Annotated in this window: 12 protein-coding genes and 1 tRNA gene; 8 read left to right on the top strand and 5 right to left on the bottom strand. The window is 48.2% G+C overall.

The features are described from left to right. Nucleotides 1–43 precede the first annotated feature (43 nt). Together ICN24_RS08835 and ICN24_RS08830 are read left to right on the top strand one after the other, a co-directional pair. The gene (locus ICN24_RS08835; RefSeq protein WP_216223041.1) at nucleotides 44–1,489 is read left to right on the top strand and encodes a sensor histidine kinase; all 1,446 of its coding nucleotides are present in this window, start codon (nucleotides 44–46) and stop codon (nucleotides 1,487–1,489) included. Nucleotides 1,490–1,614: 125 nt separating this feature from the next. After that, a complete protein-coding gene (locus ICN24_RS08830) occupies nucleotides 1,615–3,726 on the top strand; it encodes an alkyl/aryl-sulfatase (RefSeq protein ID WP_216223039.1) in 2,112 nt (703 codons plus the stop codon). 100 nt (nucleotides 3,727–3,826) lie between these two features. Here the strand turns inward: ICN24_RS08830 and ICN24_RS08825 are convergent, their stop codons facing one another. The 4 genes from ICN24_RS08825 to rph are packed head-to-tail and all read right to left on the bottom strand — an operon-like array spanning nucleotide 3,827 to nucleotide 7,420. Continuing rightward, a complete protein-coding gene (locus ICN24_RS08825; protein WP_255532631.1) occupies nucleotides 3,827–4,840 on the bottom strand; it encodes a tripartite tricarboxylate transporter substrate binding protein in 1,014 nt (337 codons plus the stop codon). Between the two features lie 45 nt (nucleotides 4,841–4,885). After that, nucleotides 4,886–6,076: a radical SAM family heme chaperone HemW gene (gene hemW / locus ICN24_RS08820; protein ID WP_216223038.1), complete on the bottom strand. Its 1,191-nt coding sequence runs from the start codon at nucleotides 6,074–6,076 to the stop codon at nucleotides 4,886–4,888. Beyond that, complete coding sequence (rdgB, locus tag ICN24_RS08815) at nucleotides 6,069–6,659, bottom strand: RdgB/HAM1 family non-canonical purine NTP pyrophosphatase (RefSeq protein WP_216223036.1); 591 nt, start codon at nucleotides 6,657–6,659, stop codon at nucleotides 6,069–6,071. Before rdgB ends, hemW begins: the two co-directional genes overlap by 8 nt. A 20-nt stretch (nucleotides 6,660–6,679) precedes the next feature. Beyond that, nucleotides 6,680–7,420 (bottom strand): ribonuclease PH, encoded by a 741-nt coding sequence (rph, locus tag ICN24_RS08810; protein ID WP_304609772.1) that lies wholly within the window; start codon nucleotides 7,418–7,420, stop codon nucleotides 6,680–6,682. A gap of 66 nt (nucleotides 7,421–7,486) precedes the next feature. Here rph and ICN24_RS08805 point away from each other — a divergent pair, with 66 nt between their 5' ends. From ICN24_RS08805 to ICN24_RS08790, 4 genes are read left to right on the top strand one after another with little or no spacing between them, the layout of a single operon-like run. After that, entirely contained in the window at nucleotides 7,487–8,416 is a 930-nt protein-coding gene (locus ICN24_RS08805) for a YicC/YloC family endoribonuclease (RefSeq protein WP_216223032.1), read from the top strand. A gap of 16 nt (nucleotides 8,417–8,432) precedes the next feature. Continuing rightward, nucleotides 8,433–9,071, top strand: coding sequence for a guanylate kinase (gene gmk / locus ICN24_RS08800; protein ID WP_216223031.1), 639 nt, complete (start codon nucleotides 8,433–8,435; stop codon nucleotides 9,069–9,071). Between the two features lie 45 nt (nucleotides 9,072–9,116). Beyond that, the gene (gene rpoZ / locus ICN24_RS08795; RefSeq protein ID WP_011902918.1) at nucleotides 9,117–9,320 is read left to right on the top strand and encodes a DNA-directed RNA polymerase subunit omega; all 204 of its coding nucleotides are present in this window, start codon (nucleotides 9,117–9,119) and stop codon (nucleotides 9,318–9,320) included. A 15-nt stretch (nucleotides 9,321–9,335) separates the two neighbouring features. Beyond that, on the top strand, nucleotides 9,336–11,732 hold the full coding sequence (locus tag ICN24_RS08790) for a RelA/SpoT family protein (protein ID WP_216223029.1): 2,397 nt from the start codon (nucleotides 9,336–9,338) through the stop codon (nucleotides 11,730–11,732). A gap of 10 nt (nucleotides 11,733–11,742) precedes the next feature. On the opposite strand, the gene greB is transcribed toward ICN24_RS08790, so the two are convergent. After that, nucleotides 11,743–12,243: a transcription elongation factor GreB gene (greB, locus tag ICN24_RS08785; protein ID WP_216223028.1), complete on the bottom strand. Its 501-nt coding sequence runs from the start codon at nucleotides 12,241–12,243 to the stop codon at nucleotides 11,743–11,745. Between the two features lie 18 nt (nucleotides 12,244–12,261). Here greB and ICN24_RS08780 point away from each other — a divergent pair. Together ICN24_RS08780 and ICN24_RS10390 are read left to right on the top strand one after the other, a co-directional pair. Continuing rightward, nucleotides 12,262–12,338: transfer RNA gene (locus tag ICN24_RS08780), tRNA-Arg, on the top strand. An 89-nt stretch (nucleotides 12,339–12,427) separates the two neighbouring features. Next, a partial coding sequence (locus tag ICN24_RS10390; protein ID WP_255532630.1) for a lipid asymmetry maintenance protein MlaB occupies nucleotides 12,428–12,934 on the top strand: 507 nt, incomplete at its 3' end.

Here is a 12,934-nt window from a genome sequence, read left to right as displayed (position 1 = left end):
GCGAGCATTTCAGCCAAGAGGTCTGCCGATGTACGATAGGGCTATGAAGCTCTTACTTGCCCTCTATTTCTTCATTTTGGCCATTATTCAGATGGGCTTATTTTTCGGTATTTATCACTATTACCGTTCTCAGAATGTCGTAAAACCAAGCCCTTATTGGATGGGTTCGCTGCTGATCAGTCTGGCTGGTTTGATCGTATTCGGGGGTGGTATTTTGACGATTGACGATATTGCAACCCCGCAATTTAATTTCACCATTGCCAATGCCTTGTTTTATACGGCGGCGGTATTACAGGCCTTATTTTGTTTTTCCCTCAATCGCCCCATTCCTCGCGTATTCAAGATTGGTTTTGCTATTTCAATTCTTGTTTTTTTGATCATTTTTGAGTGGCTGCGCAATGTTGCTACTTTTGAGATCAGAACTGCTTTTATGACGATACTGGCCAGTACATTTTATGTATGGCAGATATTCGAGATTCGCAAAAAAAGAATGCAGGAGCCATCAAGCCAACTCTCCTATCTCCAATATGCAAGCTCAGCGGAACTATTTTTCGCATTAGGACGCCTTGCTATTGTTGTGGTGTCTTCATTCACCATCCGCCAGGTAGAGCAAATTCCGCAAATTCTGATTTTATTTACCATTACCCAGCTGGTGATGAACACCCTGTCTTACATTGCGATTGGCGGTTACTGGGCCGAGCGGATTGCCCTTGCCAATGCAAAATCCCGTTTAGAGAACCAAGAGATTAAGGCCTTGTTGTTGGAGCGCGAAACTTTGATTGGATCTCTGCTCAAAGCCAATAAGACAGCCAGTACGGGTGCTTTATCTGCATCCATTGCCCATGAACTCAATCAGCCGCTGGGGGCTTCAAGTCTTAATATTCAATTCTTACAAAAGAAACTGGCTGATGGTGAGTTAAATCCAGGTATGCAAAAAGAAATTTTAGATACATTGCTTGCCGACAATCAACGTGCTGCGAATATTATTCGTTCGTTGCGCTCTATCTTTTCGGAGTCAGAAGTCAAATCAACGAAAATTAACGTTGCCAACCTTGTGCAAATTGTTTTAGATATTGTCACGCCTGAAGTTCATTCCAAGAATATTCAAATTGCCTTACGTCTTGATCCTAATTTGCAGATTCATGCCAATGCTGGTGAGATACAACAAGTCATATTGAATTTAGTAAACAATGCCATCCAAGCCTTGGCAAGCTGTGCTCAAGCGGATAAGCGGCTGACGATTGAGGGTGCATATGTAAATGACGGTATTCAGATATCGGTAGCGGATAACGGTTACGGAATACCGGCTGAAGCCAGGGCCCATTTATTTGAGTTGCTCAGCAGCACCAAGACATCAGGCATGGGCTTGGGTTTATGGCTTTGCAATCACATCGTTTTACGACATGGGGGCTCCATTTGGTTTGAGGAGGCTGTAGGCGGCGGTGCGAAGTTCATCTTTCAATTACCTGTTGAGTCGATTGAGGCTTAAGCTAGTATTCGCTAGTATTCCTTTATTAGCCGTATGGCTAATTGCCTTGCCATCTTGCTGTCCTATCATTGAATCTATGGATGGGTTGACTCATTCATCGCATTTTCTTCTCTAGGAACCTTCCCATGAAATTGACTATTCGTCACATTGCCTTTGTTATTTCCTGTGTTGCTAGCGGTGTCAGTATCGCTGCTGGGGGTGGGGGTGTAGTTGCAGATCCAGGCGCCATGGAAGGCAAGCACTTTGATCCTAAAGGAAAAGCGCCGTCCACTTATACCGTTGAGCTGCAAAATGGCTTGCGCAAGACGTTGCCGTTTGAAGATCAGCGTGATTTTGAAGAATCTAAGCGTGGTTTTATCGCAGCGCCGGCTTATAAATCCATCATGGCCGATGCTGGTAATGTGGCCTGGGATATGGGCAGCTATGACTTCTTGCTACAAGGCAAGACCTTTGATAGCGTACATCCATCATTACAGCGCCAAGCTATCCTCAATATGGGTTATGGCTTGTATGAAGTAGTCCCTGGAAAAATTTATCAGGTTCGGGGCTTTGACTTAGCCAATATTAGCTTTATCAAAACCAATACTGGATGGATCGTATTTGATCCACTCACTGCTAAAGAAACCGCTAGAGCGGCGCTAGAGTTGGTGAACGAGAAGCTTGGTAAGCGTCCAGTTGTGGCGGTGGTTTACTCACATTCTCATGGCGATCACTTTGGTGGAGTTAGGGGTGTAGTGGATGAGGCAGATGTTAAAAGTGGCAAAGTCAAGATCATCGCGCCGGCAGGCTTTATGGATCATGCGGTAGCAGAGAATGTGTATGCGGGCAATGCAATGACCCGTCGTATGTTCTTTCAGTATGGAGTCTTACTGCCACGCAGTCCTTTTGGTCACGTAGACCAGTCGATTGGTAAAAATACTGCTGCGGGCAATCTCGGCTTGATTGAGCCCAACGTTTACATCACTCAGCCTTATGAGACCATGACAGTCGATGGTGTGGAGATGGAGTTTCAAAATACGCCGGGTACAGAAGCACCAGCAGAAATGAATACGTATTTCCCGCAATTTAAAGCGTTTTGGGCCGCAGAAAATATCACTGGCACGATCCATAACATCTACACCTTGCGTGGCGCATTAGTGCGGGATTCATTGGCTTGGTCTAAAAATATTAACAATGCCCTATATCGTTATGGTACCGAGAGCGAAGTGATGTTTGCCTCTCATAGCTGGCCACGCTGGGGCAATGCACGAATTCAGGAGGTCATGCGTACTCAGCGAGATAGTTATGCGCACTTGCATAACGAGGTCTTGCATTTGGCAAATAATGGCGTGACCATTAATGAGATTCAGAACGTCTACAAGCAACCCGAGAGCCTAAAAAAACAATGGGCCGCTCATAGTTACCACGGCTCAGAGGAGCACAATAGCCGTGCCGTTATTAATCGCTATCTAGGTTACTGGGATGCTAACCCAGCCACTTTGGCACCACTATCACCACGAGATTCTGCGCCACTGTATGTGGAAATGATGGGAGGCTCTGCCAAGATCTTGGCCAAGGGCAGACAGCTTTATCAGCAAGGCAAGTACCGCGAAGCAATGGAAATTGTGAATAAGTTGGTATATGCACAGCCTGACAATACGGCTGCCAAGGATTTGTTGGCTGACATCTTTGAGCAAATCGGCTATCAAAAAGAAAGTCCCAGCATGCGTAACAGCTTCTTGGGCGCCGCCTACGAATTACGTCATGGCATGCCAACGGGTGCATCACCCAAATCCAATGGTCCAGACATGATTAAGGGGATGACTACTGAGTTGTGGCTTAATTCATTGGGTATTAGCTTAGATAGCAAAAAAGCAGCCGATATGAAATTCACTATTAATTTAGTTACTCCTGATAATGGTGAAAAATTCATTGTAGAAATGAGTAATTCAGCGCTGACCAATATTAAAGGTCAGCAGGCCAAAGATCCAAACTTAACCATTACTATGAACCGCAGCGATCTTGAGCGTGTGATGGGCGGTCAAACCACTTTTGAGCAGCTGCAGGCTGAGGGCAAGGCGAAGTTTGATGGCGATCGTAAAGCATTCGATCAACTGAAGAGTGCTTTAACCGTTTTTAAGCCAGACTTCGAGTTAATCCCAGGCACAAAACCCAAGGCAGCATCAGTTAAGCCGGCAAATGCAAAGCCCAATGATCCGTTTGCCGCTCAAGAAATGGCCATTACAGGGGGTGAATAATCCATTCATCAATCTGCTGCATAGAAGAAATAAAAAAGGACTTGAAGAAGTCCTTTTTTAATGAATGCTCGCAAGAGAGACTACGCTGAGATGAAGATCATTAATTCAGATCTACTTGTAATTTGGCATCTTTCACCAACTTAGCCCACTGATTACGATCTTTCACAATGAACTTGCTAAACGCAGCCGGGGATCCGCCGCCATCTTCGGCGCCCACTTCAGCTAATTTGGCTTGGATCTCGGGTTTGCGCAAAATCGTATTTACGTCAGCATTGATTTTGTCGACAATTTTGGGATCGAGTTTTGCGGGACCCATCAAACCATACCAGGCGGTTGCTTCAAACCCAACATAGCCAAGTTGCTCCATGGTGGGTAGGTTAGGGTAGGCGGCAGAACGTTTGGTGCGGGTTTGTGCCAACGGAATCACTTTGCCACTTTGAATATGGGGAGTTGCTGCGCTCATGGTTTCAAAAGCATAGGTAATGTGACCAGCGATGAGATCCACTAAGACAGGGCCGCTGCCTTTGTAGGGAATATGCAGAGCTTGCGTACCAGCCATGTGCATGAATAGCTCGTAAGCTAAATGCTGGGTGCTGCCATTACCCGCAGAGCCAAAGCTCACCTTGCCTGGGTTTTGCTTCATATAGGCAACCAAGTCTTTGACATTCTTAGCGGGGGCATCCACGTTCGCAATCAAAATATTTGGTGTGATGCCAAGCAAAACAATGGGTGTGAAATCCGTACTGGCGTTGTAAGACATTTTTTGACCCAGCGCCGGAATGATAGAGAGTGCATTGACGTGCGCTAGGCCGAGCGTATAACCATCAGGTGCGGACTTAGCCACGAGATCAGCTGCAATGGTGCCTGCTGCACCACCTCGGTTATCAATCACGACCTGTTGACCCCACATTTGCGAGAGATTAATCGCAATAATTCTGGCGATGGCATCAGAGCCGCCACCAGGGGGAAAGCCTACGAATAATTTAACGGGCTTATCTGGCCAATTTTTGGCCTGTGCAACAGCAGTTTGTGAAAGTGAGAGGGTGCTGATAGTGCAAGCAACACCGATCAATAGGCGCGCAATGAGCTTGCGGCGTGCATCGTCATACATCATGTTTTGTCTCCGTAACGGAAATATATTTTTTATGAATGACTTACTTTAACCGAGAAAGATCTCTTGGAGGTTATTCAGATAGCGTAAACCCTGAGCGCTAGCCTTAAGCTTACTGGGATTCTCATCCAATAGGCCTTTTTGAGTCGCTTCACTTAAGCCTTTGCTAATAACGCTTAAGGGTAAGCCGGTGCGCTCGCTGAAAGTGCTCGTGTCAACGCCGTCGCTCAGGCGTAGGGCATTGAGCATAAATTCAAAAGGGAGGTCTTGAGCCTCAATCTCACGCATCTCAATGAGGGCATTTCCCTTTTTCTCCATTGACTCCATATAGGTCTCAGGATGGCGCTCTCGCACTTGGCGTGTGATTTTGTTGGGGAAGGAAATTTTTCCGTGTGCTCCCGCTCCAATCCCAATGTAGTCACCGAAACGCCAGTAGTTGAGATTATGTTTGCACTCTTGATCTTTTTTAGCATACGCAGAAACTTCGTAGCGTTGGTAGCCCGCTTTAGTAATGAGGTCCAGGTTTTGTTCAAAGATGGCATCTATCTCATCCTCACTGGGCAATTTGGGTGGGAAGCTAGCAAAATAGGTATTGGGTTCTAGTGTGAGATTGTAAAAAGATAGATGCGGAGTATTAAAAGACAGTGCTGTTTGTACATCCGCTTTAGCTGCCTCTAAACTTTGATTGGGAAGGCCGTACATCAAATCCAAGTTCACTGACTGGAAGTGATTCATCGCGATCTTGACCGCCTCTTTAGCTTGAGCGCCGTTGTGAATGCGACCTAGCGCTTTGAGTTGCTCATCTTGAAAACTCTGGATGCCTAATGAGACACGGTTAATGCCACATTGAGCAAACGCTGCAAATTTTTTTGCTTCCACAGAGCCAGGATTAGCCTCCATAGTGATCTCCGCATTAGGCTCGAGATTGACTCGCGCTCGAACGGCAGACAACAGTGCGTCCATGCCTGCGGGTGAGAGCAAGCTAGGCGTGCCACCACCAATAAAAATACTATGAACTTGTCGACCCCAAATATGCGGTAATTCGGTTTCGAGATCGGCAATGAGTGCAGCGATATAACGCTGCTCATCAAAGCCGGATGGATTGCCATTGACAACACCCGCTTTAATTTGATGCGAGTTGAAATCACAGTAAGGGCATTTCTTTTCGCACCAGGGAAAGTGGATATACAAAGCCAAAGGAGGCAATGCAGTCAGAGCTATATGTTTGGTGTTAAGCACGTAACTGTAACTGCGTAAGGAGTTCGCGCAGGGCTTGACCGCGATGGCTGAGGATGTTCTTCTGGGCTGGCTCTAGCTGGGCTGCGGTAAGACCTAGTTCAGGCAAGAGAAAATGGGGGTCATACCCAAACCCATGTTCACCTTTAGCCTCATCAATAAACTGACCGTACCAGCGGGTCTGCACAATCAAGGGCTCTGGATCATCAACGCTATTAACAAGTACTAATGCGCAGACATAATGCGCGCCCCGATCGGATTTACCAGATAAATCGGCAATCAGTTTTTGATTATTGGCACGATCGTTGGCGGGCTCGCCGGCAAAGCGCGCAGATAAAACACCTGGTTTGCCACCTAGGGCATGAGCGCAGATGCCTGAGTCATCAGCCAGGGTTGGTAGGCCGCTGGCGGCACTGGCATGGCGAGCTTTAGCCAGTGCGTTTTCTACGAAAGTGTGATGTGGTTCTTCAGCTGACGGAATTCCCAACTCTCCTTGGGGAATCACTTGGAAATGCAGTGGAGCAAGCAGAGCCTGAAATTCTTTTACTTTGCCAGCATTATTCGAAGCGAGGACCAGTTTTTGCATTACGCGATGAACTCTCTGGCTTATTTCAAGGCATCAATTTGCAGCTGGGTGAGCTCAGCGATACCTTGCTCGGCTAAATCCAAGAGTGCATTGAGCTCATTGCGCGAAAAGGCAGCACCTTCAGCAGTGCCCTGTACTTCGATCATGCCACCTTTGCCAGTCATCACAACATTCATGTCGGTATCACAGGCAGAATCTTCTGGGTAATCCAAATCCAGTACGGGGACGCCTTGGTAAATGCCTACTGAAATAGCGGCGACACTATCGATGATTGGATCCTGAGTCAGGGCGCCACTTTGAAGTAATTGATTGACGGCATCTCGTGCAGCAACATAGGCACCCGTAATAGAGGCGGTGCGTGTACCTCCATCCGCTTGCAACACATCACAATCCAAATGAATGGTGCGCTCACCGAGTATTTCTAAATTAAAGACACTCCGCATTGCGCGACCGATGAGGCGCTGAATTTCTTGGGTGCGACCTGACTGTTTGCCGCGGGCCGCTTCACGATCGCTACGGGTATGGGTAGAGCGGGGGAGCATGCCGTACTCTGCCGTAACCCAGCCTTCACCAGAACCCCGTTTATGCGGAGGAACCTTATCGAGGATGCTGGCCGTACAGAGCACCTTAGTATCTCCAAACGCGATCAGCACAGAACCTTCTGCGTGCTTGGTAAAGGCCCGTGAAATCGTGACGGGGCGTAAATCTTTTGGCTTACGTCCGCTTGGGCGGGTCATTGCGGCAGGGTTAGCGTTACTCATCAGTCTTCGTCCTAAAGGTTGGGCTGCATTTGGTCCATGCATCTATAAAGAATCTACAATGTCCATATGATATCGAGCATGACTGGTTATGGCAGCGCTTCTCGCCAAGTCTCCCTGGGGGCTGGGGTGGTTGCGGATCTGCAGGTGGAATGTCGGGCTGTGAACAGCCGCTTTCTGGATTTAGGTTTTCGTCTTCCCGACGAGTGCCGTGGGGCAGAGCCTGCCTTGCGTGAAATGGTGGCTCAAAGCCTTTCCCGGGGAAAAGTTGAGTTTCGGGCTGCCTGGAGGGTTAATAGTGCTGCTGCCGGGGCTGCTAAAAGTAATCCGCATGCATTGGGCGCTCTGAACAAAGACCGCCTAGATGCGCTCTATACCCTGCAAGAAAAAGCCCAGGAAGCGTTTCCAAAAGCCCAAGAGCTCAGTATTGCCGAAGTCTTGCGCTGGCCTGGAGTGGTATCAGAACCGCGCGGTGAAGAAGAGGGTTGGATTGCGGCAACGGTAGAAGCGGGTCGAGCTGCACTAGCTGCCTTAATGGATAGCCGTCATGCTGAAGGTAAGGCCTTAGTTGGGGTGCTCACAACGATTACCGGGAAGATGCGCGAGATTGTTGGGGTGATTGAGCCCAAAGTGCCTGAATATGTCACCCAGTACCAAGAAAAGCTGACTGAGCGTTTAGCCGAAGCCTTGGCTGCCCAAGAGCAAGCGAAGTCAGGCGCAGAGCTCATGGAGCGGATTCGTCAAGAGGTGGTTTTGTATGCCGTGCGGATTGATGTAGCTGAAGAGTTTGCGCGTCTGAAAACCCATCTACAGGCCGTTGATACTGCCTTGGCCGGAAAAGGTCCCGTAGGTAAGCGTTTAGATTTCTTAATGCAAGAGCTTAATCGTGAGGCCAATACCTTAAGTTCCAAGTCCGTCTCTGAAGAATGTACCCAAGCAGCGCTTGAACTCAAACTCCTGATTGAGCAAATGCGTGAACAGGTGCAAAACCTCGAGTAATCCGTACAATTCATTTATGACCAACACCATCCAGACTCCATCCTATCAAGGCAGCATGCTGATGATCGTGGCGCCTTCTGGTGCGGGGAAATCTTCTTTGGTCAATGCACTGTTAAAAGAGGATGCAGGTTTAAAGCTTTCGTTGTCAACAACGACGCGCGCACCACGCCCGGGAGAGGTAGATGGCAAGGACTATCGTTTTGCTAGCAAGGACGAATTTATTGCTGAGCGAGATCAAGGTCACTTCTTAGAATGGGCAGAAGTGCATGGCCATTTTTATGGCACCTCAAAACCTTGGATTGAATCCCAGATGCAAGCTGGTAGCGACGTGATGCTCGAGATCGATTGGCAGGGCGCGCAACAGATTCGCAAACTCATTCCATCGGTACAGTGGATTTTTATTTTTCCGCCCTCAATCGCAGCTTTAGAAGAGCGTTTGCGTAAACGCGGTCAAGATGATGAGTCAACGATTCAGCGCCGACTGGCTGCGGCCCATATCGAGCTCACCCATGCGCATGAGGCCGATTACATCGTCGTAAATGATTCCTTTGATCAGGCTCTAGTGGACCTCAAGCATATTTTGGCCTCTAGCCGCCTGCGTTCTGGGCCCAGTATGGCCCGAAATCCCGCGCTTTTACGGCGCCTTGGGGTCTAATCAGTTATCCTATAGGTATTGAAGCTAAATTTAAGTGAGTTCAGCATGGCCCGTATTACTGTAGAAGATTGCCTTAAAACTATCCCAAATCGTTTTGAACTGGTTTTGGCTGCGACTTATCGCGCACGTCAATTGGTTCAAGGTCACTCCCCACGTGTTGAGTCCAGAGATAAAGCTACGGTGGTTGCTTTGCGCGAAGTAGCCGCTGGTGTAACTGACCGTGATATGTTGACCAAAGTACCTCTTTAATCTAGGAGTTCCGGTGTGGGGCTCCCATTAGGATCTACCAAGACATCGGAATCAGTAGGAGGGGCCTCGCCCAATGAGCTCTCCTTAGGGGTGGCGCAATCTGATTTATTGGGCACCCCAAACGCTTCATCTTCACAAAAGCCCAGCGGGAAATCCTCCGTTATTGCTTCATTGTTGGCTCAGTCGAGCCGCCATTTATTCGGCCCCACATCAGCACCAGCTTTACCGCTTAAGCATCAAGTCGTTTCGATTGATAGCTTGCTGGCCAAGTTGAGTTATCTCAAGCCTGACGATATTGCGCAAATTAAGAAAGCCTTTCAGTTTGCTGATGCAGCCCACTTAGGTCAATATCGCCATAGCGGCGAACCCTACATCACCCATCCTGTTGCTGTTGCTGAGCTCTGTGCTACCTGGCGTTTGGATGGACCCTCGATCATGGCTGCTTTGCTCCATGATGTGATTGAAGATACTGGCTGCACTAAGGCTGATTTAGTTGAAAAGTTTGGTAGCAAAGTAGCTGAGTTGGTAGAGGGCTTAACCAAGCTCGATAAATTAGAGTTTCAAAGCCACGCTGAAGCCCAAGCAGAAAGCTTTCGGAAGATGTTTATGGCGATGGCGCGCGATGTACGCGTCATTTTGGTCAAACTAGCCGACCGTACGCACAATATGCGTACGCTCGATGCCGTGCCGATGGCTAAGCGTCGTAGGGTAGCTGCTGAGACGATTGAAATCTATGCGCCGATTGCCCACCGCCTAGGTCTCAACGTGATTTATCGCGATTTACAAGATCTGAGCTTCCGCTATTCCATGCCCATGCGTTTTCGGGTTATTGAGGGAGCGGTAAAACGGGCGCGTGGCAATCGTAAAGAGATGGTTGAAAAGATTTTGCAAGCCTCGCGTATGGCATTTGCAAAAGCCAATTTGAATGTAGATTTACGTGGCCGTGAAAAAACGCTTTACAGCATCTACAACAAGATGCGCTCAAAGCATGTCAGCTTTTCTCAGGTCTTAGATGTCTATGCCTTCCGCGTCACGGTTGGCAGTATTGATGAATGTTATCGGGCATTGGGGATTTTACATTCCTTATATAAGCCTATGCCAGGCAAGTTTAAGGACTACATTGCGATCCCCAAGCTCAATGGTTATCAATCACTTCATACAACCTTATTAGGCCCTTCGGGCGTGCCTGTAGAGTTTCAGATTCGTACAACGGATATGCATGCTGTTGCCGAAGCTGGTGTTGCAGCGCACTGGGCCTATAAGGATGGCTCGCCCGATATGAGCGAGGTGCAAAATCGTGCGCATCAGTGGTTGCAGTCACTGATTGACATTCAAGATAGTAGCGGCGACTCGCAAGAATTTTTAGAGCACGTGAAGATTGATTTGTTCCCAGATGCGGTCTACGTGTTTACTCCTAAAGGGCAAATTAGAGCCTTGCCCAGAGGGGCTACAGCCTTAGATTTTGCCTATTCCATCCACAGTGACTTAGGAAATACCTGCGTTGCAGTCAAAATTAATGGCTTACAACTGCCATTGCGCAGCGAGTTGAAAAATGGCGACATCATTGAGGTGATTAACTCAGCGAATTCTCAACCGAATCCGGGTTGGCTTGCATTTGTCCGCACCGGTAAAGCACGTGCCTCTATTCGCCATTCGCTGAAAACAAAGCATTATTCCGAATCTCTTCAGTTGGGTGAGCGTCTATTGGCCAATGGTTTGCGCCAACAGGGAGTGGATGCTGCGTTGCTTACTCCGGGGATTTGGGAAAAGCTCACGCACTGGACAGGTGACAAAACCCGTGAAGAGGCTTGCGTCAATATTGCCTTGGGACGTCGCTCCCCCCAAGAGTTGGCTATTCGTCTCAAGATCCTGATTGATGATGAAGGTGGTTCAGAGCAAATGCGTCTTGGCGCAGGAGATTGGGTTGCCCCCAGCCAAGAAGCGTCGCAGCACCAACGTCAGGCGATTCTGGTGGATGGGCGCGAGGGCAACTCGATTAGCTTTCAATCATGCTGTCACCCGATTCCGGGGGATAACATTATTGGCTACCTCGGTAAAGGCGAAGGTCTGCAGGTCCATACTAACGACTGTACAGTCGCTCTGCGGATGCTTTCCAAAGATAGTGATAAGTGGGTAGAGGTAGAGTGGGGCAAAGACCTCAATCGGGAGTTTGAGGTGGATTTGGCGATTGATACACGTCAGGGCAAAGGTGTTTTGGCGCGGGTGGCTAGCAGCGTCACCTCAGCAGACTCCAACATCATGAATGTATCGATGGAAGATCGCTTTAAAGAAGATTCGGTAACGATTCGATTTACTATCCAGGTCTATGACCGACTGCATTTATCTAAAGTGATGCGCAGCCTAAGAACCAATCCTGACGTTATGCGTGTAACCCGTACACGGACTCTGTAATCCTGACGCTTTACAGATATTGAACATCTAGTATTTCAATTTCAGCAGGGCCGGTTGGGGTCTGAATGAATACACAATCACCCAGCCTGGCCTTAATGAGTGCTTTGGCTATCGGGGATACCCAGCTGACATGTCCTTTGTCTAAATCAACCTCGTCTACACCCACAATCGTGATGGAGGTCTGTTTCCCTGCCTCTTTGCCCTCAAGGGGTGAGTAGGTCACAGTGGCACCAAAAAAGATCTGCTGAGCATCGGCTGCACCGGATTTTCGGGCGGAATTGTCCACCACCACAGCGAATTCGAGGCGTTTATTGAGGAAGCGGATACGTCGATCAATCTCCCGAAGGCGCTTTTTCCCGTAGATGTAGTCCCCATTTTCGGACCGATCACCATTGCTGGCCGCCCAGTGGACAACCTTCACAACCTCGGGCCGATCAAGGTTTAAGAGCTGTAGGAGCTCAGTTTTGATCCGCTCGTGACCAGCGGGGGTGATGTAGTTCTTCTCTTCCATGGCATAATTATGGCTGTTGCGGCTGTAGCTCAGCTGGATAGAGTACTTGGCTACGAACCAAGGGGTCGTGGGTTCAATTCCTGCCAGCCGCACCAACTTATATAGGGCCTAGTTGCAAAACTGGGCCCTTTTCATTTTTTAGGCATTTCACAAGGATTTCTTGTGGATACCTTATAGTCTGTTTATGAGCATTTCTGACGCTATTTCCTCGGTTTCTACTGATTCCAATGTCCCAGTGGCAGTGTGGTCTCAAATCGATGCCACGCATGCCAAAATTTCTCTCAATGGGATTGTGAATGTGTACACCTTGGGTGGCGTGTGGACTCAAATTCGTGATTCACAAAATGCTTGGTTAGCACAGCTCTCAGATGCCAGCGTCAAAACAGCCATACTGACATTTGATGCCTCAAATGTTGCTTCACTGGATGGTGCAGGCATTGCTTTTCTGATCGGTATCGAAGAGGCTCAACAAAAAGTAGGGGCTCAGTTTTCTTTGGTAGGCCTTGATCAACGTTATCAACCTCTGTTGCATGAATTTGATCCGATCACTAATTTATTTCCAGCGCCGGTAGTTAAGCCAAAAAGAAGTTTCGTGGTGAGTACAGGTATGGCCACGCAAAATCTGATCGACGATACCAAAGGCCTCATCACTTTTACTGGCCACTTGGCTGCGGATTTATTTTGGTCTCTT

It is taken from the genome of Polynucleobacter sp. UK-Kesae-W10, assembly GCF_018881575.1.
Classification (GTDB): Bacteria; Pseudomonadota; Gammaproteobacteria; order Burkholderiales; family Burkholderiaceae; genus Polynucleobacter.
The sequence above is the reverse complement of the archived record's forward strand: the minus strand, read 5'-3'. Positions and strand labels throughout refer to the sequence as shown.